We start from the raw sequence: 26993 nt of genomic DNA, 5'->3' as shown, positions 1-26993 counted from the left end.
ATGCACACTCTTGAACAATTACGCGCCGGCGAACTGGCCGGCGTGCAGCGCCTGCAAATCAAAGCCGGCCTCACGGAATTCCCCAGCGAGATTTATGATCTGGCCGATTCGCTGGAAATCCTGGATTTATCGGGCAACGCGTTGTCCTGCCTGCCGGACGATCTGCCCCGCCTGCACAAGTTGCGCGTACTTTTCTGTTCCGATAACCAGTTCACGGCATTGCCGCCCGTGCTGGGCCGCTGCGAACAGTTGACGATGGTGGGCTTTAAAGCCAACCGCATCGTGCACGTTCCCGCCAGCGCCCTGCCGCCCAAGCTGCGCTGGCTGATCCTGACCGATAACGCTGTCGAAACGCTGCCGCCGGAAATCGGCCGCTGCACGGACATGCAAAAGCTGATGCTGGCCGGGAACCGCCTGACTGCACTGCCCGACGAACTCGCGCATTGCCACAAGCTGGAATTGCTGCGCATCGCGGCCAACCGGCTCACGGCGCTGCCGGACTGGCTGGCGGACTTGCCCCGCCTGTCTTGGCTGGCCTTTGCCGGCAATCCATTCAGCACACCGCTGGAACTGCAGGCACTGGAACGCTCGCCCGTGCCATTGGTGGCATGGACGTCGCTGACACTGGGCCGCAAGCTGGGCGAAGGCGCGTCCGGCGTGATTTACCAGGCCACGCAGCAAAGAGCAGGCGACGTGGCCGCGCATGTGGCAATTAAGTTATTCAAAGGCGCCGTCACCAGCGATGGCTTGCCGCAATCGGAAATGGCGGCCTGCATCGCGGCAGGCAAGCACCCGGATTTGATCCCCGTGCTGGGCCGCATCCACGGCCACCCGGACCATGCGCAAGGTCTCGTCATGCCGCTGATCGATCCGGACTATGGCAACCTGGCCGGCCCGCCCAGCCTGCAAAGCTGCACGCGCGACATCTACGACGACACCAAACGGTTTGACGCCGGCACGGCGCTGCGCATTGCCTACGGCATCGCTTCGGCTGCCGCACATTTGCACCGCCAGGGCATCTTGCACGGCGACCTGTATGGCCACAACACGCTGCACTGCCCCCGCGGCCGCTCCTTGCTGGGCGACTTCGGCGCCGCGTCGTTCTTTGACCCGGCCGGCCCGCTGGCCATCGGCTTGCAGCGCATCGAAACCCGCGCCTTCGGCTGCCTGCTGGAAGAGTTGCTGCAGCGGTGCGATGGCTTGCGTCCGGAACTGGCAGCCCGCCTGCACGCATGGGCGGCAGCCTGCCTGGACAGCACGCCGCAAGCGCGCCCGCCACTCATCTATATCGCCCGCCAGCTGGAACAAATACTAGACAATCCGTTCTAGATATTTTATTCTACTTTGCATGAGCACCTTACCGAAACCCACCGCGTCTGAACTGGAAATGCTGCGCCTGCTGTATGCGCTGGGCCCGTCCACGGCCAAGCAAGTGCATGCAGCCGCGCTGGAAACCCGGCCCGACATGAATTACGCGACGGTGCTGCGGCTGCTGCAAGTGATGCACACCAAGGGCTTGCTGAACCGCGATGAAAGCGCCCGCGCCCATATCTATGCGCCGGTGCAGGAACAGGAATCCGTGCAGACGTCGCTGCTGAAAGACTTGATCCAGAAAGCGTTTGCCGGTTCCGGCAAGGCGCTGGTTCTCGCTGCGCTGCGCGGCGGCCACGTCACGGCGAAGGAACGCGCTGAAATCCAGGCCCTGCTGGACGGCGAACCGCCGAAATAACGCTCCCCCTATCGAGCGCCATGGTTTTTTGCGCAGACTAAACTGTAAAGCTCCAATAAAAATGCAAGTTTAGCAACCTCGACAAGAAGAACGCAGGGGAACCATGGACGATAGCGTGAAGGATCCGGCCAGCCAGGTCGGCGCCTCGCTGCTGTGCGACGTAATGGATGTGCTGCCAGGCACCTTTTACGTGCTCAACGAAGCGGGGCATTTTGTGCTCTGGAACCAGCAAGTCGAGCGCATTACCGGCCGTGAGGCCGCGCAGTTGCGTGCCATTCACATGCTGGAACTATTCCCGCCAGCCGACCGCCCCGCCATTGCGCAAGCGTTTTGCGATGTCTTTGAACGGCAAGGCATGGTGCAGGTGGAAGCGCATTTGCTGGTGCACGGGCGCCAGATCCCGTTTTTGTTTTGCGGCTCGCGGCTGGAAGCCGACGGGCAGTTATTCCTGCTGGGCTGCGGCATTGATTTGTCCAGCCATTACGAGCAAAAAGACACGCTGGAATTGCGCGAACGGGCGCTCCATGCCGTGAACAATGGCGTCGTCATTACGCGCTGCGACGGCGCCGACAATCCCATTGTGTACGTCAACCCCGCGTTCGAACGCATCACGGGCTACTCACTGCAGGAAGCGTTGGGACGCGACTCGCGCTTCATGGCTGCGCCTGGCCACGACAACGTCACGCGCGCGCACCTGGCGGCCGCCATTGCCGCGCGCCGTCCGCTGACGGTGGTGCTGCGCAACCGCCGCAAGAACGGCGAACTGTACTGGAACCATTTATCCATTACGCCCGTGCGCGACCGGCACCACAAAGTGTCGCATTACGTCGGCATTATTGAAGACGTGACGGAACAGCGGCAGCGCATGGCGCAGCTGGAACACCAGGTCACGCACGATGCGCTGACGGGGCTGGCCAACCGCACGTTGCTGCGCGACCGCATCGAGCACGCGATCACGTCGGCGCGGCGCAGCGGCCTCAGCGCCGCCGTGATTTTGCTGGACTTGAACAAGTTCAAAGAAATCAATGACACACTGGGCCATGATGCGGGCGACCAGGTGCTGTGCACGGTTGCGCAGCGTTTGCAGGATGCCGTGCGCGACAGCGATACCGTGGCGCGGCTGGGCGGCGATGAATTCGTACTCGTGTTGCCGGACCAGCCGGATTTGCGCTACACGCTGGGCATGATCAGCCGCATCCGCCGCGAATTGACGGCGCGGTTCGACATCGACGGGCATCCGGTGCCCATCGATGGCAGCATGGGCGTGGCGATTTACCCGAACGATGCGGACAACTTTGCCGCCCTGCTGCGCGCGGCCGACGCCGCCATGTATGAAGGCAAGCGCGGCGGCGCCGGCGCCGTGCACTTTTATTCCCCCGAAATGACGACGGCATCGGCGTCGCGGGTGCGCATGGAGCAGGCGCTGCGCGAAGCGTTGCGGCACGATGAAATCCACCTGGCGCTGCAACCGAACGTCAGCGTGGCCGATGGCAAATTGCTGGGGCTGGAGGCGCTGCTGCGCTGGCGCCATCCGGAGCTGGGGGAACTGTTGCCGGGTGAATTTTTGCCGGATGCGGAATCGAATGGCTTGATTGTCGAGCTGGGGCGGCGTGTGGTGGAGCGTGCGTGCAGCTTGCTGAACCGGCTCGACGACCTGGGCTACCGCAACCTGCCCGTGTCCATCAATGTATCGCGGCGCGAATTTGCGCGGGCGGATTATCTGCCTTATTTGGCGGGCAAGATGGCGCAGCATGGTGTCGACCCCACGCGCCTGAAGCTGGAAGTACGGGAAGCGCAATTGATGCATGACCCGGAGCAGGCCCGCAAATTGTGCGCGGGGGTGCGCAAGCTGGGATTGCGGCTGTCGGTTGACCAGTTTGGCGGGGGCATCACGGATTTGTATTGCTTGCGGTCGCTGACGGTGGACCAGTTAAAGATGGCGCCCGCATCCGTGCAGGAAATTTGTCCGCATGGACAGCATGGGGCGCTGGCCAAGACCATGCTCGACATCGGGCACAACCTCAATATCCCTGTGGTGGCGACGGCAGTGGAAACGCAGGCGCAGCGCGACTTCCTGGCCGCGCATGGCTGTCCCGGCATGCAGGGGCGCTATGTCAGCGACCCGATGACGCCGGGCGCGCTGGAGCGGTGGCTGGAAATGCGCGGCGTGCATTGATCAGGATTGCTTGCGGATGCGGAACAGCTCGCGGCTGAGCAAATGGTCGCCGCCGTTCCATACGCGCTCGACCATGCGCTTCAGCTCGGCAATGCCTTCGGCGGAATCCATATCGCAAAACGCCAGCACATCGCGCGCCGGGGCGGCGATGGCATAGCCTTTATTGACGAGGTTGGCGAAATCCTGTTGCCACAGGCGCTGCAGCAAGAACATCGATGCTTCGAATTTTCCGTCAATAAAGACACCGAAGATGGCGCCGTATTGCTGGACTTTGATGTGGCGGGCGCACAGGGTGAGCAGGTTATCCATCGCTTGCTTGTGCACGTCAGCCAGCGTGACGCCGGATGTGGATAAATGGTGCTGGCGCACCCAGTCGTTATCCACCGCATAGGCCACCATGAAGCCATTGCCGATCCCGCGCACCAGCCGGGTATCGCCCTCTTCCAGAGCGGAAGGCAGCAGGCAGGCAATTGAGCGCGCAAGGAAAGTATCCATACGGCCATTGTATCGCCTTGATCGGTGCCAGGCACCAAGCGGATTTGCAACAAAAAAGCGGGCCGCAGCCCGCTTTGTGATCCGTGATGATTAACCGGATTAACGCTTGTCCAGAGGTGGCACGTCGCGCTGGGTAGCGCCAACGAACAGCTGGCGTGGACGGCCAATTTTCTGCTCTGGGTCGGCAATCATTTCGTTCCACTGGGCGATCCAGCCGATGGTACGGGCCATCGCGAAGATACCGGTGAACAGCGACACTGGAATGCCCAGCGCCGACTGCACGATGCCCGAGTAGAAGTCCACGTTCGGGTACAGCTTGCGCGACACGAAGTATTCGTCGTTCAGGGCGATCTTTTCCAGTTCCATTGCCAGCTTGAACAGTGGATCGTCTTGCAGGCCCAGTTCGTTCAGCACTTCGTGGCAGGTTTCACGCATCAGTTTTGCGCGTGGGTCGAAGTTCTTGTACACGCGGTGACCGAAGCCCATCAGCTTCACGCCGGAGTTCTTGTCTTTCACTTGCGCGATGAACTCAGGGATCTTGTCGACGGTGCCGATTTCTTTCAGCATGTTCAGTGCCGCTTCGTTCGCGCCGCCGTGGGCAGGGCCCCACAGGCAAGCGATACCGGCAGCGATACAGGCGAACGGGTTGGCGCCCGACGAACCGGCCAGACGCACGGTCGAGGTCGATGCATTTTGCTCGTGGTCAGCGTGCAGGATCAGGATGCGGTCCAGCGCGCGCACCAGCACGTCGTTGACTTTGTATTCTTCGCATGGGTTGCCGAACATCATGCGCATGAAGTTGGCGCTGTACGACAGGTCATTGCGTGGGTACACGAACGGCTGGCCGATCGAGTATTTGTAAGCCATCGCCACCAGGGTTGGCATCTTCGCGATCAGGCGGATCGCCGACACTTCGCGGTGGTGCGGGTCGTTGATGTCCAGCGAGTCGTGGTAGAACGATGCCAGCGCGCCGACGGTGCCAACCAGCACGGACATCGGGTGCGCGTCGCGGCGGAAGCCACGGAAGAAGAATTGCATCTGTTCGTGCACCATCGTGTGCTTGGTCACGGTGTCAACGAACTTTTTCTTCTGGTCTGCATTCGGCAGTTCGCCGTTCAACAGCAGGTAGCACGACTCCATGAAGTCGGCATTCACCGCCAGCTGTTCGATCGGGTAGCCGCGGTACAGCAGCTCGCCCTTGTCGCCGTCGATGTAGGTGATCGACGAGTTGCATGCCGCGGTCGACATGAAGCCCGGGTCATACGTGAATTTGCCGGTAGCGCCGTACAGTTTGCGGATATCGATGACGTCCGGGCCAATCGTGCCTTTGTAGATCGGGAATTCGACCGCCTGGCTACCATCGGAGAACGACAGTGTTGCTTTGTTGTCAGAGGTGTTCATGGACTCTTCCTTCCTGGAGAGATGCAGCTTTATTAAAAAAACCTTTGGTACTACCAGCGGCGTAAAGGGGGCCGGGATCGGGTATCCGGCCCGCCCAGTCACGCAAGACGCAAACGTTGCAGCAGTGCGCGCACATGCGGCAGATCGATCTCGCCTTCCGGCTCGGTTCGAGCCAGCACCAGATCCATCAGCGCATTGTCCGACAAGTCGAGGAGCCGCGTGAACGCGTCCACTTCCTCGTCGGTCAATTCTTGTTCATGCGCATCGAGAAAACGAGTCAGGATGAGGTCGTTTTCCAGCAGGCCGCGGCGTGCGCGCCAGCGGAGGCGCGCACGGTTCGCTGGATCTGCCTGATGCGCAGTTTTATCCAGATGCGTCATCGTCGTTACGACTTAGATAGCGCGGCGGACCATCAATTCCTTGATCTTGCCAATCGCCTTGTTCGGATTCAGGCCTTTCGGGCAAACATCAACGCAATTCATGATCGAGTGGCAGCGGAACAGACGATATGGGTCTTCCAGATTGTCCAGACGGGCACCGGTGGCTTCGTCGCGCGAGTCGGCGATGAAGCGGTACGCCTGCAGCAGGCCGGCCGGGCCGACGAACTTGTCCGGGTTCCACCAGAACGACGGGCACGACGTCGAGCAGCACGCGCACAGGATGCACTCGTACAGGCCGTCCAGTTCTTCGCGTTCCGCAGGCGACTGCAGGCGCTCGGTTTCCGGCGGAATCGAGTCGTTGATCAGGAATGGCTTGATCGAATGGTACTGCTTGAAGAACTGGGTCATGTCGACGATCAGGTCGCGGATGACTGGCAGGCCAGGCAGCGGACGCAGCACGATAGGTTCCGTCAGTTCGTTCAGGTTGGTGGTGCAGGCCAGGCCGTTTTTGCCGTTGATGTTCATCGCGTCGGAGCCGCAAACGCCTTCACGGCACGAGCGGCGCAGGGCCAGCGAGTCATCCACGTCCGACTTGATGCGCTGCAGCGCGTCCAGCAGCATCTTGTCGGTGTCTTTCAGTTCCACCGTCAAGTCTTGCATGTAAGGCTTGGCGTCGCGGTCCGGGTCGTAGCGGTAAATCTTGAATTTGAGAGTGCGTGGCATGTTCTTGAGCCCTTGCTTAGAAAGTACGTGCTTTTGGCTTGAAGGTTTCAACCGTCAGCGGCTTGGTGACGACAGCTTTGTATTCCAGGCGGTTGCCTTCGGAGAACCACAGCGTGTGCTTCATCCAGTTGTCGTCGTCGCGTTGCGGGTAATCGTTGTGCGCATGGGCGCCGCGCGATTCCTTGCGTGCCGCAGCCGAGGTAATGGTTGCCTTGGCGGTTTCGATCAGGTTGTCCAGTTCCAGCGCTTCCACGCGGGCCGTGTTGAACACTTTCGACTTGTCCTTGAACGATACGTGCTTGCGGCGTTCGTCCAGTTCCATGATGGCTTTCACGCCGGCGTTCAGTGCCTCGTCGGTACGGAACACGCCGCAGAACTTTTGCATCGACGCGCGGATGTCGTTGGCGACGTCCTGCACTTTTTCCGAACCGGTCGACGTTTCCAGCTTGTTCAGGCGGTTCAGCGCGAAGTCCGCTGCGTCTTTCGGCAGAGGCTTGTTTTCTTTTTGCTTCAGGTTTTGTGCCACCACGTGGTTACCGGCTGCGCGGCCGAAGACCACCAGGTCCAGCAGCGAGTTGGTGCCCAGGCGGTTCGCGCCGTGTACGGAGACGCAAGCGCATTCGCCGATTGCGTACAGGCCGTTGACGACCTTTTGCGTGCCATCGCCGGCAGGCGTCACCACCTGGCCGTGGATGTTGGTCGGAATACCGCCCATCTGGTAGTGGATGGTTGGCACGACCGGGATTGGTTCCTTGGTCGCATCGACGTTGGCGAACTTGTGGCCGATTTCCAGAATCGACGGCAGGCGCTTTTCAATGGTTTCCTTGCCGATGTGGCGCAGGTCCAGCAGCACGTGGTCCTTGTTCGGACCGCAGCCACGGCCTTCCTTGATTTCCTGGTCCATCGAACGGGACACGAAGTCGCGCGGCGCCAGGTCTTTCAAGGTCGGCGCATAGCGCTCCATGAAACGCTCGCCTTGCGAGTTGATCAGGATACCGCCTTCACCGCGCACGCCTTCCGTGATCAAGACGCCCGCGCCGGACACGCCGGTCGGGTGGAACTGCCAGAATTCCATGTCTTGCAGCGGCAGGCCGGCACGCGCCGCCATACCCATGCCGTCGCCGGTGTTGATGAATGCATTGGTCGATGCGGCGAAAATACGGCCTGCACCGCCGGTGGCGAAGATCGTGGTCTTCGCTTCCAGCATCATGACGTCGCCGGTTTCCATTTCCAGGGCCACTACGCCGACCACGTCGCCGTCCGCGTCGCGGATCAGGTCCAAAGCCATCCATTCAACGAAGAAGTGGGTGCGGGCGCGCACATTGCGCTGGTACAGCGTGTGCAGCAGTGCGTGGCCGGTACGGTCAGCCGCGGCGCAGGCGCGCTGCACGGCTTTCTCGCCGAAGTTCGCGGTGTGGCCGCCGAATGGACGCTGGTAAATGGTGCCGTCCGGGTTGCGGTCGAATGGCATGCCGAAGTGTTCCAGTTCGTACACGACTTTCGGTGCTTCGCGGCACATGAATTCAATCGCGTCCTGGTCGCCCAGGTAGTCGCCACCCTTGACGGTGTCAAACATGTGCCAGAACCAGTTGTCTTCAGCCATGTTGCCCAGCGATGCGCCGATGCCGCCCTGCGCTGCCACGGTGTGCGAGCGGGTTGGGAAGACTTTCGACAGCACGGCCACGTTCAGGCCGGCTTCTGCCAGTTGCAGGGAGGCGCGCATGCCGGAACCGCCGGCGCCGACGATCACCGCGTCAAAGCGGCGGGAAGGAATTGCAGATTTGATTGCTGCCACGATTTATACGCTCCACAGAATTTGAACCGACCAGGCGGCGCAGCCGACCAGCCACAGGATGGTTGCGATTTGCAGCGCCAGGCGCACACCAACCGGCTTCACATAGTCCATCCAGATATCACGCACGCCAACCCAGGCGTGGTAGAACAGGCCAAACAACGTCACTGCGGAGAACAGCTTGAACCATTGTTTTGCGAACAGACCGGCCCAGCCTTCATACGTGAAGTTGCTGCCAGTCAAGAAAGAAATCAGCAGGACGGCGGTGTAGACCACCATCAGCACGGCGGTCACGCGCTGTGCCAGCCAGTCCTTGACGCCGTAACCGGCGCCGACAACCAGGCGTTTTGGTCCGATATTATTGTTTGCCATTTTCAGAACACTCCAAACAGTTTCAGGGCGACCAGCACGGTCAGAGCCAGGCTGATGGTCAGCACAGTCGCGGACGATTTACGCGCCGAATCCTTGTCCAGGCCCACATGCATGTCCATGACCAGGTGGCGTACGCCGGCGCAGAAGTGGTGGAAATAACCCCAAACCAGAGCCAGGATGACCAGCTTGGTGATTGGCTGCTGGGCGATGCCCTGCAGATAGCCAAACGAGATTTCCGAACGGATGCTCAATTCCAGCAGATACAGCACGACTGGCAACAAAGCGAACATCATGAAACCGCTGATGCGGTGCAAAATCGACACAATCGCCGCCAATGGCATGCGGTAGTTGGACAATTCCGTCACATGAATGTTGGTGAACTTCGGCCGTTCTTTTCTTGCTTCCCTTACGGCTTCTGACATGTCAAGACCTCCCTATCTATAACTAAAATTTTGCAGGACAGCGATTTTCGCCTATTTTCACTGTCCAGACCAATATCTATTGTTACATATAACGATAATTATGTTTTATCGCCCAGTTTGCCGTTATCGGGTCATGCCATTTCGACATGCCACTTTTTTATTGGCGCAGGTCTTGCCCCGCTGGCACGGGACTGCGCGTCTCCTGAATCAAATCGGTTCGACTACTTTCCTGCGGCTGACGATACACCGTTGTTAATATTAGCTAGCCGCATCATGCTATTTCCGTGTGTTTAGAGGATCAGCTCAAATCGTTCTGGTAATGGTGGCGCGCGGTGGAATACAGCCCGCGGCGCAGCTCAACCGGCTTGTCGCCATACGTGAACGACACACGTTCAGACATCAGCAGTGGAGTACCGGCAGCCAGCTGCAGCAATTCCGCTTCGGAATCGCCTGCACACACAGCGCGGATCTTTTCCTGCGCGCGGATCATGCGGGTGCCAAACTCAGATTCGAACAGGCCATACATCGGCCCTTTGTATTCATTGAGACGCTCGGCTGTCAGGCCTTTGAAGATCAAGCCGGGCAACCACAGCTCTTCCACGATGGTGGGAATGCCGTCAAACGATTGCACGCGCTTGATGAAGACAACCGCATCGCCGGATTTCAATTCCAGCAGGCGCGCCACGTCGGCGGGCGCGCGCATGCGCTTGACTTCGATAAATTTGGATTCGGGATAGTGCGGCACGCCCTCGTCAGGCATCAGCCGCAGGAAGCGGAAATGGGCGCGCGCTTCGTGGTGGGTCGACACGAACGTGCCCTTGCCCTGCTTGCGCACCACCAGGTTTTCCGCCGCCAGCTCGTCGATCGCCTTGCGCACAGTGCCCTGGCTGACCTTGAACCGGCCGGCCAATTCCACTTCGCTGGGGATCAGTTCGCCCGGCTTCCATTCGCCGGACTGCAAGCTTTGCGTGATCAGCGCCTTGATCTGCTGGTACAGCGGCGAAAACGTTGGCGATGGGCCGCCGGCCTGGGAGCCGGATGCACTTTGCAAGTTCGCGGTATTCAGATTGGACGAGGCGTTGTTCATGGGCTGGCATTTCACCACAAAACCCCACTGCCGTCCAGAAAAAACGTCAACTTATCTGTCTTATATAAGACATAAGATAGCGTTGACAGAAAGTCCAGGGAAGCCTACACTCAGGAGTTGTGCTTATTTGGCCAGCCTGGTTGACACCTGGATCAGAAAAGCATAGTCGCACTACCGGTGAAAGGCAAATTGAACTTTGCGGTCTTGTATCATTTAAATGATAGTGGCCGCCCGTCATCCTCGCGAATGCGAGGATCCATGCTGAGCAACTCCGGCCAACAGCCTATGGAATCCCGCCTGCGCGGGACTGACGAGTCTGCCGCGATGACGAGGTTGGCGCAATTTTCCCGACCGCTTTTGGTATCATTACATTTTTCCCCGAACCGGGCCCATAGCTTCCGTTTTCATTCCATCACTTTGGAGATTCATCATGGCTAAAACCCCAATGCGTGTTGCCGTCACTGGCGCTGCCGGCCAAATCGGCTATTCCCTGCTGTTCCGCATCGCCAACGGCGACATGCTGGGCAAAGACCAGCCAGTCATCCTGCAACTGCTCGAAATCCCTGACGAAAAAGCGCAAAAAGCGCTGAAAGGCGTCATGATGGAAATCGACGACTGCGCATTCCCGCTGCTGGCAGGCATGACCGCTCACTCCGACCCTATGACCGCGTTCAAAGACGCTGACGTTGCCCTGCTGGTTGGCGCCCGTCCACGCGGCCCAGGCATGGAGCGTAAAGACCTGCTGGAAGCTAACGCCCAGATCTTCACGGTGCAAGGCAAGGCGCTGGACGCCGTTGCTTCGCGCAACGTGAAAGTGCTGGTGGTCGGCAACCCAGCCAACACCAACGCTTACATCGCCATGAAATCGGCTCCTTCGCTGCCAGCGAAGAACTTCACCGCCATGCTGCGCCTGGACCACAACCGCGCGCTGTCGCAAGTGGCTGCCAAGACCGGCACCCAGGTGAAAGACATCGAGAAGCTGACCGTGTGGGGCAACCACTCGCCAACCATGTACGCCGACTACCGCTTCGCCACCGTGAACGGCAAGTCCGTCAAGGACCTGATCAACGACCAGGAATGGAACGCCAACGTGTTCCTGCCAACCGTGGGCAAGCGCGGCGCCGCCATCATCGAAGCACGCGGCCTGTCGTCGGCAGCGTCGGCAGCCAACGCGGCAATCGATCACGTGCGTGACTGGGTACTGGGCACCAACGGCAAGTGGACCACCATGGGTGTGCCATCGGATGGTTCCTACGGCATCCCGGAAGGCACCATGTTCGGCTTCCCAGTGACCTGCGAAAACGGCGAATACAAAATCGTCCAGGGCCTGGAAATCGACGCATTCTCGCAAGAGCGCATCAACATCACGCTGAAGGAACTGACCGAAGAGCGTGAAGGCGTAAAACACCTGCTGCCATAATCCGGCACACGCGGCGACATGGAACCGGTTAAACCAGCCATCAGCCGCACGCGCCGCCCTGCTTCCGGATCAGCCGGTGGCAAGGCGGCGCTTCCGCATACCCAGCCCGTCCCCGCATCCCCCATCCCGACATCCATGCATCCTTCCGAGGTCTTATTCCAGGGCACACGCCAGCCGCTGCTACTCCCCTCCTGCGACCATTACGCGGGTTCTGAAAAGCTGATGCGCAAGTCGATTGCCTTGCAACAAGAAATTGGTCCCCTGTTCGACATCACATTTGATTGCGAAGATGGCGCCGCCGCCGGCGCCGAAGTGGCGCACGCCGAACTGGTGGCAACCATGCTGCGCGACGAAGGCAACAAATTCAACCGCATTGGCGCGCGCGTGCATGATTTGCACAGCCAGCACTTCGAGCGCGACATTGAAATCATAGTCGGCCAGGCTGCCAAACAGTTGGCTTACGTCGTGCTGCCGAAACCGGACAGCCTGGCGGAAGTCAAAAAAGCCGTGGACCTGGTCAACCACCACGCCAACAAGGCCGGCCGCCAGGCGCTGCCCGTGCACGTGCTGATTGAAACGCACGGCGCGCTGCGCGACGTGCATGACATCGCCGCCCTGCCGCAAGTCGAATGCCTGTCGTTCGGCATCATGGATTTCGTGTCGTCGCATTATGGCGCCGTGCCGGGCAATGCCATGCGCACGCCGGGCCAGTTCACGCATCCGCTGGTAGTGCGCGCGAAACTGGAAATCGCCGCCGCCTGCCATGCGCACGGCAAAGTGCCGTCGCATAACGTGACGACGGAAATCAAGGACCCGGCCGTCGTCGCCAACGATGCCCAGCGTGCCGCCGCCGAGTTCGGCTATACGCGCATGTGGAGCATCCACCCGAACCAGATCAAGCCTGTCATCAAGGCATTCACGCCGCGCCTGTCGGAAGTGAATGAGGCGGCCCACATCCTGCACGACGCTGCGCAGGCACAATGGGGCCCAATTTCCCATGGCGGCCGCCTGCACGACCGCGCCAGCTACCGGTATTATTGGACTGTGCTGCAACGCGCGCGTCTTGCCGGACTGACATTGCCGGAATCGGCTTCGGCCCTGCTTAACACCTCTGTATCGGAAGTATCATGAAGACTGTCTCCCATTTGTTCCTGGCCTGCGCACTGGCGCTGGGCTCGTTTGCCGGCGCCGCCCATGCGGAAGTCGATACCCACGCCAAAGCGGCCAAGAAAGCCGCCGTCAAAGGCAAGAAAGCGGCCAAGCCATCGGAAACCGGCGCCGCCCCTGCCGTGTCGCCGGCCGACAAGGAAGAAGCCGACGAACCTTCCGTGACCGACTCCTCCGTCACGGAATTCAACTGTGAACTCGGCAACAAGATTGCCATTTATACCAACGCTGGCGACGATGACCATATCGCGCTGCGCTGGAAAAAGCGTTTGCACCGTCTGACGCGCGTCGGCACCACGACGGGCGCCCACCGCTTTGAAAACAAGCTGTACGGCTTGATCTGGATCGGTATTCCAGCCAAGGGCATGCTGCTCGATTCCAAACAAAACCGCCAGCTGGCCAATGAGTGCAAGAGCCCGGAACAATTGAATCCGGCACCGGCGCAAGGTTAATCGCAGTTGTAGCTGTAGGGCGGATTAGCGCTTAGCGCGTAATCCGCCATGCGCCGCCAACCGCATGCAAGGCGGATCATGATCCGCCCTACATCCGGCGACACGATTTAAGCACGCCTCACCTGTAGCAAGAATATTAATAATTGACGATACCCACTGAAGGAGATCTCATGTCCCGCAACACTTTCAACACGCTGAAGGAATTCGATATCGCCGGCAAGCCAGGCAAGTTTTACTCGCTGCCGGCCTTGGAAAAGAGCCTGGGTGTCAAACTCTCGCGCCTGCCGGTATCGATCCGCGTGGTGCTGGAGTCCGTGCTGCGCAATTGCGACGGCAAGAAAGTGACTGAAGAACACGTCAAGCAACTGGCGAACTGGGGCGCGACCGCCGAGCGCGTCGATGAAATCCCGTTTGTCGTGGCCCGCGTCGTGCTGCAAGACTTCACCGGCGTGCCGCTGCTGGCCGACCTGGCTGCGATGCGCAACGTCGCGTCGAAAATGGGCGTGAATCCAAAGAAAATCGAGCCGCTGGTGCCGGTGGACCTGGTGGTCGACCACTCCGTGACGATCGACCACTTCCGCGAGAAAAAAGCGCTGGACTTGAACATGAAGCTGGAATTCTCGCGCAATAACGAGCGCTATGAGTTCATGAAATGGGGCATGCAGGCGTTCGACACGTTCGGCGTCGTGCCGCCGGGCTTCGGCATCGTGCACCAGGTGAACCTGGAATACCTGGCGCGCGGCGTCCATAAAACCAATGAATCCGTGTACTACCCTGACACGCTGGTCGGCACCGACTCGCACACGACGATGATCAACGGTATCGGCGTGGTGGGCTGGGGCGTGGGCGGCATCGAGGCGGAAGCCGGCATGCTGGGCCAGCCCGTGTACTTCCTGACCCCGGACGTGATCGGCGTGAACCTGACCGGCGTGCTGCGCGAAGGCTGCACCGCGACCGACCTGGTGCTGACCATTACGGAAATGCTGCGCAAGGAAAAAGTCGTCGGCAAGTTCGTGGAATTCTTCGGCGAAGGCACCGAGACGCTGTCGCTGACCGACCGCGCCACCATCGCCAACATGGCGCCGGAATATGGCGCGACCATGGGCTTCTTCCCGGTCGACGACGCCACCATTGAATACTTCAAGGGCACCGGCCGCACCAAGCAGGAAATCGACGCGTTCGAAGCATACTTCAAGGCGCAAAACCTGTTCGGCGTGCCGAAAGCGGGCGACATCGATTACACCCGCGTGGTTTCGCTGGACCTGTCGACCGTGGCGCCATCGCTGGCCGGTCCGAAGCGTCCGCAGGACCGCATTGAAATCGGCAATGTCAAAGCCACGTTCACCGACCTGTTCTCGAAACCGGTATCGGAAAACGGCTTCAACAAGCGCGCCGACGACTTGACCACCGAGTATGAAACGTCGAACGGCGTCAAGGTGCACAATGGCGACGTGCTGATTGCCGCCATTACGTCGTGCACCAACACGTCGAATCCATCCGTGCTGCTGGCGGCCGGCCTGCTGGCCAAGAAAGCCGTGGAAGCGGGCCTGCAAGTGGCGCCGCACATTAAGACGTCGCTGGCGCCCGGCTCGCGCGTGGTGACGGAATACCTGACCGCCGCCGGCCTGCTGCCTTACCTGGAAAAACTGGGCTTCGGCGTGGCGGCTTATGGCTGCACCACGTGCATCGGCAACGCGGGCGACCTGACGCCGGAATTGAATGCGGCGATCACGTCGAACGATATCGTGGCGTCCGCCGTGCTGTCGGGCAACCGCAACTTCGAAGCGCGTATCCACCCGAACATCCGTTCGAACTTCCTGGCTTCGCCACCGCTGGTCGTGGCCTACGCCATTGCCGGCAACGTGACGCGCGACCTGATGACGGAACCCGTGGGCAAAGGCACTGGCGGCAAAGACGTGTACCTGGGCGACATCTGGCCGACGTCGGCTGAGATCCAGGCGCTGATGAAGCACGCGATGAATTCCAAGCTGTTCAAGGATAACTACGCCGATGTCAAGGGCAACCCAGGCAAGCTGTGGGAAGCCGTGTCGTCCACCGAAGGCCAGGTCTACAACTGGCCGGATTCCACCTACATCGCCGAACCGCCATTCTTCGACGGCTTTACGATGGAACCGGCCGCTGCCGCCTCCGGCATTACCGGTGCGCGCGCATTGGGCGTGTTTGGCGACTCGATCACCACCGACCACATTTCGCCGGCCGGTTCGATCAAGGAAGACGGCCCAGCCGGTAAATGGCTGAAAGAACACGGCGTACAAAAGGCCGACTTCAACTCGTACGGTTCGCGCCGCGGCAACCATGAAATCATGATGCGCGGCACCTTCGCCAACGTGCGGATCAAGAACAAGATGATTCCACCGAAGGCCGACGGTTCCGCAGTGGAAGGCGGCATCACGATCCACCAGCCTAGCGGCGAACAAATGTCGATTTACGACGCAGCCATGAAGTACGTGGCTGACGGCACGCCGACCATGGTGTTCGGCGGCGAAGAGTACGGCACCGGCTCGTCGCGCGACTGGGCCGCCAAGGGTACCCAGTTGCTGGGCGTGAAAGCCGTGATTTGCCGTTCGTTCGAGCGTATCCACCGTTCCAACCTGGTGGGCATGGGCGTGCTGCCGCTGCAATTCATCGGCAACGATTCCGTTGAATCGCTGGGCATCACCGGCAAGGAAACGTATGACTTGACCGGCCTGGAAGGCGAAATCAAGCCACAGCAGCTGTGCACGCTGGTGATCAACCGTGAAGACGGTTCGAAGCAGGAAGTCAAAGTCTTGCTGCGTATCGATACGCCGATCGAAGTGGATTACTACAAGCACGGCGGCATCCTGCCATTCGTGCTGCGCCAGCTGCTGGCAGCATAATCCGGCCAGCATTTGCGCTTGCCAAGGAACGCCGGATTCGTCCGGCGTTTTTTATTGCCCGCCGCATGCCGCCGAATCCACTACAATATGCCTAACGTGAATTTTCCTACAGAGAGAAACTGTAAGCGCTATGCGTCGACCATCTAAAGATTCAACACCCAAACTTACTGCCGACAGCCAGCGCCTCGTCACCCTTGCCCAAGCCGTGGGCCAGTCCGCCAGCCGGCTCGAAGAGCGCAACTGGGAAGCATCGCTGGACCAGCACATCCACAAATTGCTGAAGTCCGGCCACCAGGACACGATCGATGCGTCGCTGAACACGCTGTTCCGCGACGACTTGACGGCCTACGACGTGCTGATGGATGGCGTCGAAGCCGTCAGTGAATCCGCCACCATCACGGTGGAGGCTGACGGCGTTTCCACCAAGTACGACGTGTTGCTGGTGGCAGCCCCGATCCTTGCGTGGACCCGCTTTTCCATTGCATCCGGCCCGATTCCTGCCGACGTGCTCAATACGCTGTCCGCACACTTCTCCGCCCACTTGCTGGCCGATGGCACGCACATGGCGATGGCGTCGACCTTGTATTCGATCGACCAGTTGCCGCGCACCCATGCGGAAGCGTATGGCAAAGTGCAAAAGCTGGCGCAGGCGGCATTGAAAGGTGTCGCGTACAAAACCGAAACCAAAGTGCCGGAAACCGCGCCGTTCCTGGCCGACACCCGCTACTTGCTGGCAGCCGTGGTGGCGCCCCATGGCGGCCCCCTGTTCCGCTGGCAAATGCCGTCGGCCGCCGCGCACTATGCGGATGAGCGCAAGAATGCGCTGGAACAGTGGCGCACGCAGGCGCTGCCGACCGTGAACCGCCTGCTGCCGGGCTGCGGCGTGGAATTGCTGCTGCCGGAAGCGTATTACATGGCATGCCGCGAAGCCGATAAATTGATCCGTCCCGTATCGATCCGCGCCGCCGTGCACTACCTGACCCATACCTTGGCTGTCGAGCCATCGGACTTGCGCGCCGTGATTGCCGCGTTTGGCGAAGAGGCCGGCAATGGCCAGGTCGATGAATACCGCGTGGCCTTCACGCCGCGCCAGAGCACGGATGTCGTGTATGGCGTCGTGTGGCCGCTGTATGGCCAGGAAGATGAAGAAGGCACGCCGCCGGAAGGCCCGATTTCGGGCGGTAACCTGGCGGAATTGCTGAAGCCGCGTACGCCGGTGGAAGAAATCGTTGAACACTTGAACGCGGCCGGCGTCACCACCGTCAAGAAGCTCGGTGAACGCTACGTGTCCGAGTATTGCGACGATTGCGGCGCGCCCTTGTTTGCCGATCCTGCGGGCGAACTGGTGCACGCGGAAATGCCGGAAGATGCACCGGCGGGGAATGAACACTTCCACTGATCCAGCGGTGGAGTGGACAAAAAACGGGCGCCCGCAAGCGCCCGTTTTGCATTTACGTTATTCAATTTAAATATCTTTTCGTCATGAGCCGGTCATACAGCGTTGCTATCGTGCCGTTTTTTAACAGCCGGACCAACTCTCATGTCGATCAAACCTTTGCGCGCCGCTGCTGGCGTATTCGTCGCCCTGGCGCTTGCCGCCTGCGGTAAAACTTCGCCTGGCCCGGACGCCCCCGGCACGCCATCCACGCCGGCGCCTGCGCCGAAAAACGTCATCTTCTTCCTCGGCGACGGCATGGGCCTGGCCACCATGACGGCTGCCCGCATTTATTCCGTGGGCGAAGACGGCGAGCTGACGATGGACACCTTGCCGGAAACCGCGTTCGTGAAAACCTTCTCGAACGATGCGCAAGTGACGGACAGCGCGCCATCGATGTCGGCCTACATGACCGGCATAAAGATGAATAACGAAGTCATCTCGATGTCGTCCAATACCACCGCCGTCGCGCCGATCGCCGATGCCAACGGCAACAAGCTGGGCAACAATTGCGGCACGAACAATGGGACGCCAGCCACCACCTTGCTGGAATTGGCCAAGGCCAAGGGATATGCAGCCGGCGTCGTCACCACGACCCGCATCACGCACGCCACGCCTGCTGCAACGTATGCACACATTTGCCACCGCGACCTGGAAAACGATATTGCTGCGGCGATGGTGCCCGGCGGCGCAGGCTACAACAGCGCGCTGGGTACGAACGGCATCGACGTGGTGCTGGGCGGCGGCAGCCAGTTCTTCATTCCCTTCAAGGATGGCGGCAAGCGTGCGGACGGCCGCAACCTGATCAATGAAATGAAAGCCAAGAACTACACGGTCGCCAGCAACGCGGCCGAGTTCAACGCGATTGACGGCGCCAAGACCGACCGCCTGTTCGGCCTGTTCACGTCCAGCCACATGAGCTACGACCTGGACCGCGATCCAGCCAAAGAACCGAGCCTGGCCGACATGACCACCAAGGCCATGGACGTGCTGTCGAAAAATACCAAGGGTTATTTCCTGATGGTGGAAGGCGGCCGTATCGACCACGCGCTGCATGAAACCACTGCCAAGAAAGCGCTGCAAGACACGGTGGCGTTCGACAACGCCATCAAGGCCGCCATTGCAAAAGCCAAGCTGACCGATCCTGACTTGAAAAACACCTTGATCGTCGTCACGGCCGACCATGACCACACGCTGGTATTGAACGGCTACGCCAAGCGCACGGGGAAAACTTCCGCATCCAACGCAGGCGTGCTGGGCACCGTGAAAAACTACGTGACGGGCGCCACCGAAAAAGACCTGGACGGCGCACCGTATTCCATCATCGGCTTCGGCAATGGCGAAAACCGCACGCAAGGCAACCGCTCGGCCATGGCCAGCCTGGATGACAGCGTCACCAGCGCCAACACGTACCACCAGGAAGCCATCGTGCGCGTCACGGCCGGCAATGAAACCCACGGCGGCACCGACGTGTTCCTCGGCGCCATCGGCATGGGTTCGGACACCTTCCTCGGCACCATCGACAACACCCGCGTCAACGCCCTCGTGAAATCCGCCGCCGGCCTGTAACGCTATACCACCTTATTCGAACTGGACTTGATCATGACCCGCAATTTGCACCGCTCCCTGCTGGCCCTCGCGGTTGGCGCCGCTTTCACGCAGGCCGCTATTGCCGCTGACGCGAAAAACATTATCTTCTTCCTCGGCGACGGCATGGGCCCATCGACCGTGACGGCCGCCCGCATCTTCAAATACGGCGAAGACGGCAGCCTGAACATGGACAAGCTGGAGCGCACGGCCCGTATCAAGACATACTCCAACGATGCGCAAACCACCGATAGCGCGCCGTCGATGGCTGCTTACATGACGGGCGTAAAGATGAACAATGAAGTCATCTCGATGTCGTCCGACACGGTGGCCACGGAGCCAGGCAAAGATGCCAACGGCAACCTGGGCGTCAACAACTGCGCCGCGTCCAACGGCAAATCCGTGCCGACCATCCTGGAACTGGCAAAAGCCAAGGGCAAGGCAGTCGGCTCCATCACGACGACGGAACTGACGCACGCGACGCCAGCGGCCACGTTCTCGCACATTTGCAACCGCAACGCGCAATATGCGATTGCCGCGCAAATCGTCCCGGGCGGCGCTGGCTATAACGCGGCGCTGGGCGACGGCGTCGACGTGCTGATGGGCGGCGGCCGCAACCACTTCACGCCATTCGACAGCGCCAGCAACAAGGCGGGCCGCGCTGACGGCCGCGACTTGCTGAAGGAAATGGCAGCCAAAGGCTACACGGTGGCGGCCACGAAAACCGATATGGCCAATGCCCCGCTGAACAAGAAATTCATCGGCCTGTACAGTGCCAAGAGCCACCTGCAATATGAACTGGACCGCACCACGACAGCCGAAGGCGCTACGCAGCCGAGCCTGGCCGAAATGACCGTGAAAGCCATGGACATCCTTTCGCAAAACCAGAATGGCTATTTCCTGATGGTCGAAGGTGGCCGCATCGACCACGCGCTGCACGGCATCAACGCCAAGCGCGCACTGGTCGACACGATTGCCTTCGACGACGCCATCAAAGCCGCGCTGGACAAGGCCCGCGCCACCGATCCAACCCTGGCCAACACGCTGATTGTCGTCACCGCCGACCACGACCATACGCTGGCCATCAACGGCTATGCGAAACGCGGCAACCCGATCCTGGACATTAACCGCAACTACACGGACAACCAGCCGGGCAAGGATGCGGATGGCAATACCTACACGACCCTGGTGTTCGGCAACGGCCCGAACCGCCCTAACGTGCGCACCAGCATCGACAGCGCCACGGCGCTGGGCGACAACTACCTGCAAGAAACCGGGGTGCGCCTGGCCAGCGAGACGCACGGCGGCGGCGACGTGAAACTGTTCGCCACCGGCGCCGGCGCGAAGCCGTTCAAGGGGACGCTCGACAACACCAAAGTGTTCTCGCTGTTGAAATCGGCATTCGGGTTTTAAGCGATGAAGGCATTGCAGTCATTACTGATGCGTGCCCTGCTGCTGCCGGCCATCCTGGGTGCAGTGGTTGCCCAGGCCGCGCCGGCTGCTGCTGATCTCGACTTTGGTGTCAGCTATTACACCAAAGTCGTGACGGACGAAGGCGTCACGCGTGAAAGCCGCTACGAAGAAAAATGGCAGCGCCGCGCCGGCCACGTGTGGGTCGAACGCGTCTTGCCGGCACAAGTGGCGCATGAAAAAGCCACGCCGGGCCAGCATAAGCATTTCAATCCTGTGCGCCTGGCGCGCCACGTGATGCTGGAGGGCGGCAAGGTCAAGCTGGAGTACATCGACCAGCAAGCGCGCGAGCGTGTGGCGGTGCCGCCGGGGGAATACGACAACGTCAGCTTCAATGGGGCGTGGGATGCGAATTTCTATCTGGTATCGCCGAAGTCCGTGGCGGAAATGCCGCTGTCTTCCCGTGCGTCCAATGTGCAAGGCGCCCGCTGGCGCGAGCGGGAAAAAAACGGGCGGTTCCAGCGCGTGCTGTGGGATGAGCAGCGGCAAGTGGCGCTGGTGATTGAAGCGGGTGACCGCGCGGGGCAGGAATTCCAGCGGATTGAAGTGCAGCCGCTGGCCAAGGCGAATGCGGTGTTGCCTTGGACGCGGCTGGCGGGGTTTAGCCAGAGGGAGTATGCGGATTTTCTGGATTAAGCCGTAACGTTTTTTAACGACGCCATCTGCAAGCAGCACTGGAGATGGCGCTTGTTGGGTGAGCAAGGCAACTGCCCACAGCAGTACTCTGCGGCGCCACCTTCATGCAATGCAGTTCAGACCGACATCTACCCTATTTTTGCCAGCCAGTTCTGAACCTCTTTAGCAGTCTCTTCGGACAAATCTCCGGCACTCACGGCCAAAAGCAAGTATTTTTTGATTAAGGGAGAATTCTCATCTTCAAGCTTGTACAGCTTTGCCAATTCAAATGCTGCCTCACCATCTCCCTGCTCAAGAGCCTTCTCAAACCATTTTTGGGCGTCGCCATTTTTTCCAAGACTTCTATACGTCAAGCCTAAATTCAAAATCGATGACCGGCTACCTGCAGCAATTGCTTTTAGGTCCCATTCGATTGACTTCGATAAGTCAGCAGGCACGCCTTCGCCCAACTCATACATTGTGGCTAGACGGGTCATCGCATGACAATCCCCTCCATTAGCTGCATGAGTAAAAATAGCAAATGCCTCCGTAAAATCTCCCTTTTCATAAGCAGCATTAGCTTGGCGAAATAGCTCGTCTGTATCCATAAAGCCTCCAAAGTCGGAATTCACAACGGTATTATTTATCGGACCACCTCGCAAATCTCTTTCTTAAATGGCCATCCTGGAGGCGCTGGTTTAGGAATCCACTTCCCGCTCTTCTTGTCCTTGCATTCGATCCACCCAGGACGCCCCTTGAGGTCTCGGCAATGCTTATATGGAGTATTCGTACCAATTCCTGAAGAATTGCCGACGCCACCATTGCCAGCAATTAATACGTTGGGTGGTAAAACCATAGTAGGATCGCCAAATGCCCAACTTGTTGCTTTGCTAATCTGTGGTTCAAAGTTGTCGTAGATCAGTGTACCAACGTAAGCTCCACCCAGCCCTGCTGCGATAACCCAACCAACCGGGTTGGAACTTAGCGCAGCACCCTCACTAGCTGTAGCGGCAGCAGCGGCTGGTGCTAGAACACCGACTTCACCAGTCGGGTCTATTGTATTCAAAGGACTCCCATTTACGTAGGCATATGTGTTAATCCCGCCCCCGAGCCCAATCGGGTCGCTTTGCATATATCGCCCGGCCTGAGGATCGTAATCCCTATAGTAGTTGTAGTAGAGGTTGCTTTCCCGATCAAAATACTGCCCCGCAAACCGTGGATTGAATACGAACGCCTGCGCCGTCCCCGGCTGCTCGTTCGGCGGTATTGAACCAAACCCATCACTCTCCCACTTCCACACCACAGCCTGGCTCTGGTCTGTAATCACCCGCGGCGTATTCAGCTGGTCGGTCTGGAGATAGTACACAGCCGCCTCCCCCGCAGCGCGCACGCCTGTCATGCATCCCAGCCAGACCAACAGCAACGCCAGGCATTTCATCATCTGCTTATTCACTTGATTATCCTTCCCTGTTGATCACTTCAGCACCGCCACCGGCATATCGTCGAGCCACACATATTCCGTGACCGTCCCGTCGCTGCTCTCGGCAATCAACTTGCCCCCTCTGTCATAATGAAACACCGTCGATGAGGCCGGCGTGGTTTTCACCACCCGCTGTCCCAGCGCATTGATTTTGTACGTCACCACGCCAATCGCCGTGGTGGCCGACACCATGCGTCCCCGTGCGTCATAGCTGAACTGGCTCCCGGCGCCATTGTTCGTGGTGCTGCCATTGGCATCCATACCGATCGTGCTGCCACCGGCTTGCGCCAGGCGGTTGCTGGTTGAGCCATAGGTGTAGTTGGTAGCAGCTGCATTCAGCATGGATTGGGTACGGTTGCCTACCGCGTCATAGATATAGCTGCGGCTGCTGTTCGGATACTGCTCGCTGGTCAGCCGGTCCAGTTGGTCGTATCCATACGTACGGCTATTGTTGGCGTTGCCGCCATCCGTCACACCAGTGATACGGCTGGCAGCATCATACGCAATGGTTTGCACCTGACCATTTAATGTATAGCTGCCCATGCGCCCATCGAGGTCATAGGTACGGCTATACACCTGACCATTGCCAAACGTCATCGATTTCAGTCCGCCAAATGGCTGGTACTGCACGCCGCTGACCAGCGTCATGCTGACACCGCCAATCGTCGTGGTCACCGTTGCGATTCGCCCCATGCTGTCGCGCGTATAGTCAACGCTGCGCCCGCTCGGGTAGGTCATGCCTGACAGCCGTCCGCCCGTGTCATACCGATAGGCAGTCGCATACGCCACGCCGGCAATCGTGCGGGTTTCCAGGATCACCCGACCATGCTGGTCGTAGCTGTATTGCGTGATGCCGCTGACGTCCGTAATCTGGCTCAGACGGCCTAGCGCATAGTCTCCCTGGTCATATACGTAAGACGCACTGGTGCCGTCGCTATAGCTGGCCGAGATGACACGGTTTAACAAGTCGTACGCGTAGCTTGTAACCTGCCCTTTCGCGTCAGTACTGGTGGCGAGGTTACCCGCGTCGTCGTAGGCGCGGCTGGTGATGCCGGTATCCGGACTAGTGGTCTTGCTCAAGTTACCCAGGCCGTCAATGGTGTAGGTCGTCACCAGATTGCGTGCATCGGTCACCTTGTTCAGCTGATCCAGGCCGTCATAGCCAAACTGGGTAATGCCGTTTTTCGCATCCGTGGTTTTGATACGGCGGTTCAAAGCATCGTAATCATGCTTGGTGATCTGGTTCAACGCATCGGTCACCTGCTTCAGGTTGCCCACCGTGTCATACGTGTACGTGGTGGTCGTATTCTGCACCTGAGCCGTGGCCGAACTGCCCAGCGAAGCCAGTACTACGGCAAGGAGTGTAGGGAACGTGCGCTTCATTGCAGGGCTCCGGTAATCTGGGTCAGGCGGTTCAACGTGTTGTACGTACGGCTAATCTGCCGCGCCAGTGCACCACCGCTGTCTTTGACTTGCTCGTTGATGCGGTTCCCCGCCAGGTCCAACGTATACGTGATGCTATTGCCGGTGCGGTCAGTGATGGCGGTCAAACGGTGCGCTGCATCGTAGGTGTATGACACCCAGGCGCCGTCAGGCTGCGTGGCTTTAATGAGCTGCCCTACGCCGTCATATTCATATACAGTGCTCTCGCCTCCCGTGGTGCTGGACGCTATCCAGCCGCGCGGTGTATACGTCATGTCGGTAACCAATCCGTTGGGATCCGTGATCCGGCCCACCCTGCCGTTGACATCGTAATTGCTTAGTGTCGTAACGTGGCCTACCGCATTGGTGACGCTGGCCAATCGCCCTTCGCTGTCATAGCTGTAAGTGGTGATTGCATTGCGCGGAGCCGTCACAGTGGTCACTTGCCCCAGTTCGTTATAGGTATAGGTCCAGTTGCGTGGCGTGCCGTCGGCAGTAGCGTTGAAACCCTGCGCGCCCGAAGTATCTGTCGTTGCCTGCACCGACTTGGTCAGCACGTTGCCGTTGGCGTCGTAGGTGTAGGTGGTAATGCGCAGCGGCTCGGCGATTCTTGCCGGCAGGCGTTGCGTCGCATGCCACTCGGTCTTGATGGTCCGGGCCACGCTGCTGCCCACGGCTTCCGTCCGGCTGGTTTCCAGATTGCGGGCCATGTCATAGGTGTAGTTGGTCTGGTTGCCGTTCCAGTCCTTTGCAGTCAGCACGTTGCCGTTGACATCATAGGTACGGGCCATCATGTTGTCGCAGCCGGCGCAAGGCTGGTCCAGCGTATCGACTTTGGCAACGCCCAGAATGATCTTGAAGTGATAGTTGCGCACCAGCGTGACAGGATTGGCCAGCGTACCGAGATAAGACGTGACGGTATTAGTTCGCGAGCCATCGGCAGCCGGCGTTCCATACGCAACCCGGACTTTTTCCACCGCGCCCGCATGCTCGGAACCAATCACCGCGCCTTTGCAGTTATAGTCCCAGCTCGCATAACGGTCTCCCTTCTCGTCCGTGATACCGGTCAGCGCATTGAGCAGATAGCCATAAGTGGCGCTAACGGGCGCCACGCTGTTGTTGCAGGGCGAGCCACCATTGATCCGCGCCTTTTCGTTGTAGTGGTAGGTCCGCTTCTTCCCATCAGGGTAAGTCACTTGCGTCAAGTTGCCCGCTTCGCAAGCCTTGTTGTAGGTGCCGTTGAGTACACAGCCGGCAGTGCTGCCGTTGTAGGCATAGAGATATGCCTGATTGGCAGGGTCATAGGCTTTATTGACGCGCCCCTGCGCATCATATTCAAACTGGATTTGCCGGTTCCAGTTATCCGTCACACACAGCAGCAGGCCGGCCTTGTTGACGGCGCCAGGCTGCACATTCGGACATGCCGGCGCATCGGCAGGCATACGTCCCACATTGGTATCGTTGGTGACGCCATCGCTGTAGGTAAAGCGCTGGAAAGCGCCCGTACGTGCAGTCAGGCGAATCAATCTGCCGTTGGCGTCGTATTGCTCGACATCCCCGTCCGGTGACGTATACGTCCAGACTTCCGGTGTGATGCCGTCCGCTCCATACTGAGCGCTGACGCGGGCATTCACATCGGCATCGCCAACCCAGCCATCGCTGGAACGGTTGAAGTAATAGATGCGGCCATCCGGCCGGGTGACAGAAATGGCTTGCGGCGTGCTGGAGACGGGCGCGCTTTCACAAAACTGGGCACCACTGTCGCTGCGGATATAGCACTTGGTGACCACACGGTTCGGCAATAACTGGATCTTGCGGTCCACCGGATGGGTCCAATAGGTGCCGAAAGAACCGGCGATGCCCGATACCAGATTCTGGCCGTAGTTATACGTACGAATCAAGGACAATGGCAACCCGGCAGAACGGTCTTCGTAATCGATTTCCTGCTGTGTTTTGGTGCCGGAGCCGATGCCGATCGGGTTGCCGCAGGACGGCTGCCGGTCCTGCTGGTTCTGCGGGCAAGAAGGGCCATTGACTTTGGGATCAGACGGCGTCGGTGTCGTCACTTCCGTAATGGGGACGCACTGTTTGACGTCCGCAAAATAGCGAACCTTTTTACTGTCGGTGCAGGCATAGGCGGACAAGTAATAGTACGTCTTGGGCGCTCCCGATGGCAGCGTCTTGTCATAGATCCATCCACCAACGATACTCGCGAATCCATCAGGCGCAACATTCGGCGCACTGGCGCCGCACCATGTGGTGACATTCTCATGAACGCTGTTGACCAGGTTGGCGCAAGCCGAATACAACGCACCGCCCGTGACAAAATTGCCACCCCATTGGTAATGGGAATTGGCAATGACCACATCCATATCAGCATGCGCATGTGCGGCTGCAAAGAGGGTGGCTACGCAGATAAGCTTTTGCTTCATTGCTTGCCTCCGGCTTCTGACGCGCGGACCGGGCGGGCAACGTTGGCGCAGTTAGTT

General features: G+C 59.5%; 23 protein-coding genes. 11 read left to right on the top strand and 12 right to left on the bottom strand.

Going from position 1 to position 26993, the window contains the following annotated elements; genetic code table 11:
* The 3 genes from GM668_RS25065 (at position 1) to GM668_RS25055 (ending at position 3905) form a co-directional block, all read left to right on the top strand.
* Positions 1-1329 (top strand): leucine-rich repeat-containing protein kinase family protein, encoded by a 1329-nt coding sequence (locus GM668_RS25065; RefSeq protein ID WP_155441707.1) that lies wholly within the window; start codon positions 1-3, stop codon positions 1327-1329.
* A 19-nt stretch (positions 1330-1348) separates the two neighbouring features.
* On the top strand, positions 1349-1729 hold the full coding sequence (locus GM668_RS25060; RefSeq protein WP_155441706.1) for a BlaI/MecI/CopY family transcriptional regulator: 381 nt from the start codon (positions 1349-1351) through the stop codon (positions 1727-1729).
* A gap of 103 nt (positions 1730-1832) precedes the next feature.
* Positions 1833-3905 (top strand): putative bifunctional diguanylate cyclase/phosphodiesterase, encoded by a 2073-nt coding sequence (locus tag GM668_RS25055; RefSeq protein WP_155441705.1) that lies wholly within the window; start codon positions 1833-1835, stop codon positions 3903-3905.
* Here the strand turns inward: GM668_RS25055 and GM668_RS25050 are convergent, their stop codons facing one another.
* The 8 genes from GM668_RS25050 to GM668_RS25015 all read right to left on the bottom strand — a co-directional run bounded on the left by GM668_RS25050 (position 3906) and on the right by GM668_RS25015 (position 10577).
* Positions 3906-4400 (bottom strand): DUF1444 domain-containing protein, encoded by a 495-nt coding sequence (locus tag GM668_RS25050; protein WP_155441704.1) that lies wholly within the window; start codon positions 4398-4400, stop codon positions 3906-3908.
* A gap of 99 nt (positions 4401-4499) precedes the next feature.
* Positions 4500-5801 carry a citrate synthase gene (locus GM668_RS25045; RefSeq protein ID WP_155441703.1) on the bottom strand — a complete coding sequence of 434 codons (1302 nt, stop codon included), beginning with the start codon at positions 5799-5801 and terminating at the stop codon, positions 4500-4502.
* Between the two features lie 98 nt (positions 5802-5899).
* On the bottom strand, positions 5900-6181 hold the full coding sequence (locus GM668_RS25040) for an FAD assembly factor SdhE (protein WP_155441702.1): 282 nt from the start codon (positions 6179-6181) through the stop codon (positions 5900-5902).
* Positions 6182-6193: 12 nt separating this feature from the next.
* Positions 6194-6904 carry a succinate dehydrogenase iron-sulfur subunit gene (locus GM668_RS25035; protein WP_155441701.1) on the bottom strand — a complete coding sequence of 237 codons (711 nt, stop codon included), beginning with the start codon at positions 6902-6904 and terminating at the stop codon, positions 6194-6196.
* Positions 6905-6920: 16 nt separating this feature from the next.
* A complete protein-coding gene (gene sdhA, locus GM668_RS25030; protein ID WP_170305817.1) occupies positions 6921-8699 on the bottom strand; it encodes a succinate dehydrogenase flavoprotein subunit in 1779 nt (592 codons plus the stop codon).
* A gap of 3 nt (positions 8700-8702) precedes the next feature.
* Positions 8703-9068, bottom strand: coding sequence for a succinate dehydrogenase, hydrophobic membrane anchor protein (sdhD, locus tag GM668_RS25025; RefSeq protein WP_155441700.1), 366 nt, complete (start codon positions 9066-9068; stop codon positions 8703-8705).
* A gap of 2 nt (positions 9069-9070) precedes the next feature.
* Positions 9071-9490, bottom strand: coding sequence for a succinate dehydrogenase, cytochrome b556 subunit (sdhC, locus tag GM668_RS25020; RefSeq protein WP_155441699.1), 420 nt, complete (start codon positions 9488-9490; stop codon positions 9071-9073).
* Between the two features lie 298 nt (positions 9491-9788).
* The gene (locus GM668_RS25015) at positions 9789-10577 is read right to left on the bottom strand and encodes a GntR family transcriptional regulator (RefSeq protein ID WP_155441698.1); all 789 of its coding nucleotides are present in this window, start codon (positions 10575-10577) and stop codon (positions 9789-9791) included.
* 430 nt (positions 10578-11007) lie between these two features.
* On the opposite strand from GM668_RS25015, the gene GM668_RS25010 reads away from it, so the two are divergent.
* The 8 genes from GM668_RS25010 to GM668_RS24975 all read left to right on the top strand — a co-directional run bounded on the left by GM668_RS25010 (position 11008) and on the right by GM668_RS24975 (position 21623).
* Complete coding sequence (locus GM668_RS25010; RefSeq protein WP_155441697.1) at positions 11008-11997, top strand: malate dehydrogenase; 990 nt, start codon at positions 11008-11010, stop codon at positions 11995-11997.
* Positions 11998-12132: 135 nt separating this feature from the next.
* Positions 12133-13128 carry an HpcH/HpaI aldolase/citrate lyase family protein gene (locus GM668_RS25005; protein ID WP_155441734.1) on the top strand — a complete coding sequence of 332 codons (996 nt, stop codon included), beginning with the start codon at positions 12133-12135 and terminating at the stop codon, positions 13126-13128.
* On the top strand, positions 13125-13616 hold the full coding sequence (locus GM668_RS25000) for a hypothetical protein (protein ID WP_155441696.1): 492 nt from the start codon (positions 13125-13127) through the stop codon (positions 13614-13616). Before GM668_RS25005 ends, GM668_RS25000 begins: the two co-directional genes overlap by 4 nt.
* 170 nt (positions 13617-13786) lie before the next feature.
* On the top strand, positions 13787-16495 hold the full coding sequence (acnA, locus tag GM668_RS24995) for an aconitate hydratase AcnA (protein WP_155441695.1): 2709 nt from the start codon (positions 13787-13789) through the stop codon (positions 16493-16495).
* 130 nt (positions 16496-16625) lie between these two features.
* Positions 16626-17894 (top strand): DUF2863 family protein, encoded by a 1269-nt coding sequence (locus tag GM668_RS24990; RefSeq protein ID WP_155441694.1) that lies wholly within the window; start codon positions 16626-16628, stop codon positions 17892-17894.
* A 141-nt stretch (positions 17895-18035) separates the two neighbouring features.
* Entirely contained in the window at positions 18036-19499 is a 1464-nt protein-coding gene (locus tag GM668_RS24985; RefSeq protein ID WP_155441693.1) for an alkaline phosphatase, read from the top strand.
* 33 nt (positions 19500-19532) lie between these two features.
* Complete coding sequence (locus tag GM668_RS24980) at positions 19533-20930, top strand: alkaline phosphatase (protein ID WP_155441692.1); 1398 nt, start codon at positions 19533-19535, stop codon at positions 20928-20930.
* Positions 20931-20957: 27 nt separating this feature from the next.
* Positions 20958-21623 (top strand): hypothetical protein, encoded by a 666-nt coding sequence (locus tag GM668_RS24975; RefSeq protein WP_229499886.1) that lies wholly within the window; start codon positions 20958-20960, stop codon positions 21621-21623.
* A 128-nt stretch (positions 21624-21751) separates the two neighbouring features.
* Here the strand turns inward: GM668_RS24975 and GM668_RS24970 are convergent, their stop codons facing one another.
* From GM668_RS24970 to GM668_RS24955, 4 genes are read right to left on the bottom strand one after another with little or no spacing between them, the layout of a single operon-like run.
* A complete protein-coding gene (locus GM668_RS24970) occupies positions 21752-22210 on the bottom strand; it encodes a tetratricopeptide repeat protein (RefSeq protein WP_155441690.1) in 459 nt (152 codons plus the stop codon).
* A gap of 35 nt (positions 22211-22245) precedes the next feature.
* Positions 22246-23055: an RHS repeat domain-containing protein gene (locus tag GM668_RS24965; RefSeq protein ID WP_155441689.1), complete on the bottom strand. Its 810-nt coding sequence runs from the start codon at positions 23053-23055 to the stop codon at positions 22246-22248.
* Between the two features lie 21 nt (positions 23056-23076).
* On the bottom strand, positions 23077-24465 hold the full coding sequence (locus GM668_RS24960; RefSeq protein WP_155441688.1) for an RHS repeat domain-containing protein: 1389 nt from the start codon (positions 24463-24465) through the stop codon (positions 23077-23079).
* The gene (locus GM668_RS24955) at positions 24462-26936 is read right to left on the bottom strand and encodes a DUF6531 domain-containing protein (protein WP_155441687.1); all 2475 of its coding nucleotides are present in this window, start codon (positions 26934-26936) and stop codon (positions 24462-24464) included. The genes GM668_RS24960 and GM668_RS24955 overlap by 4 nt, the downstream gene beginning before the upstream one ends.
* Positions 26937-26993 lie beyond the last annotated feature (57 nt).

The sequence above is a fragment of the Pseudoduganella ginsengisoli genome (genome assembly GCF_009720865.1).
Taxonomy (GTDB): Bacteria; Pseudomonadota; Gammaproteobacteria; order Burkholderiales; family Burkholderiaceae_D; genus Rugamonas; species Rugamonas ginsengisoli.
The sequence above is the reverse complement of the archived record's forward strand: the minus strand, read 5'-3'. Positions and strand labels throughout refer to the sequence as shown.

Bases quoted from the DNA above. Each gene is read 5' to 3' on its own strand.
- GM668_RS25065 (WP_155441707.1), top strand. From the start codon at position 1: ATGCACACTCTTGAACAATTACGCGCCGGCGAACTGGCCGGCGTGCAG.
- GM668_RS25060 (WP_155441706.1), top strand. From the start codon at position 1,349: ATGAGCACCTTACCGAAACCCACCGCGTCTGAACTGGAAATGCTGCGC.
- GM668_RS25055 (WP_155441705.1), top strand. From the start codon at position 1,833: ATGGACGATAGCGTGAAGGATCCGGCCAGCCAGGTCGGCGCCTCGCTG.
- GM668_RS25050 (WP_155441704.1), bottom strand. From the start codon at position 4,400: ATGGATACTTTCCTTGCGCGCTCAATTGCCTGCCTGCTGCCTTCCGCT.
- GM668_RS25045 (WP_155441703.1), bottom strand. From the start codon at position 5,801: ATGAACACCTCTGACAACAAAGCAACACTGTCGTTCTCCGATGGTAGC.
- GM668_RS25040 (WP_155441702.1), bottom strand. From the start codon at position 6,181: ATGACGCATCTGGATAAAACTGCGCATCAGGCAGATCCAGCGAACCGT.
- GM668_RS25035 (WP_155441701.1), bottom strand. From the start codon at position 6,904: ATGCCACGCACTCTCAAATTCAAGATTTACCGCTACGACCCGGACCGC.
- sdhD (WP_155441700.1), bottom strand. From the start codon at position 9,068: ATGGCAAACAATAATATCGGACCAAAACGCCTGGTTGTCGGCGCCGGT.
- sdhC (WP_155441699.1), bottom strand. From the start codon at position 9,490: ATGTCAGAAGCCGTAAGGGAAGCAAGAAAAGAACGGCCGAAGTTCACC.
- GM668_RS25015 (WP_155441698.1), bottom strand. From the start codon at position 10,577: ATGAACAACGCCTCGTCCAATCTGAATACCGCGAACTTGCAAAGTGCA.
- GM668_RS25010 (WP_155441697.1), top strand. From the start codon at position 11,008: ATGGCTAAAACCCCAATGCGTGTTGCCGTCACTGGCGCTGCCGGCCAA.
- GM668_RS25005 (WP_155441734.1), top strand. From the start codon at position 12,133: ATGCATCCTTCCGAGGTCTTATTCCAGGGCACACGCCAGCCGCTGCTA.
- GM668_RS25000 (WP_155441696.1), top strand. From the start codon at position 13,125: ATGAAGACTGTCTCCCATTTGTTCCTGGCCTGCGCACTGGCGCTGGGC.
- acnA (WP_155441695.1), top strand. From the start codon at position 13,787: ATGTCCCGCAACACTTTCAACACGCTGAAGGAATTCGATATCGCCGGC.
- GM668_RS24990 (WP_155441694.1), top strand. From the start codon at position 16,626: ATGCGTCGACCATCTAAAGATTCAACACCCAAACTTACTGCCGACAGC.
- GM668_RS24985 (WP_155441693.1), top strand. From the start codon at position 18,036: ATGTCGATCAAACCTTTGCGCGCCGCTGCTGGCGTATTCGTCGCCCTG.
- GM668_RS24980 (WP_155441692.1), top strand. From the start codon at position 19,533: ATGACCCGCAATTTGCACCGCTCCCTGCTGGCCCTCGCGGTTGGCGCC.
- GM668_RS24975 (WP_229499886.1), top strand. From the start codon at position 20,958: ATGCGTGCCCTGCTGCTGCCGGCCATCCTGGGTGCAGTGGTTGCCCAG.
- GM668_RS24970 (WP_155441690.1), bottom strand. From the start codon at position 22,210: ATGGATACAGACGAGCTATTTCGCCAAGCTAATGCTGCTTATGAAAAG.
- GM668_RS24960 (WP_155441688.1), bottom strand. From the start codon at position 24,465: ATGAAGCGCACGTTCCCTACACTCCTTGCCGTAGTACTGGCTTCGCTG.
- GM668_RS24955 (WP_155441687.1), bottom strand. From the start codon at position 26,936: ATGAAGCAAAAGCTTATCTGCGTAGCCACCCTCTTTGCAGCCGCACAT.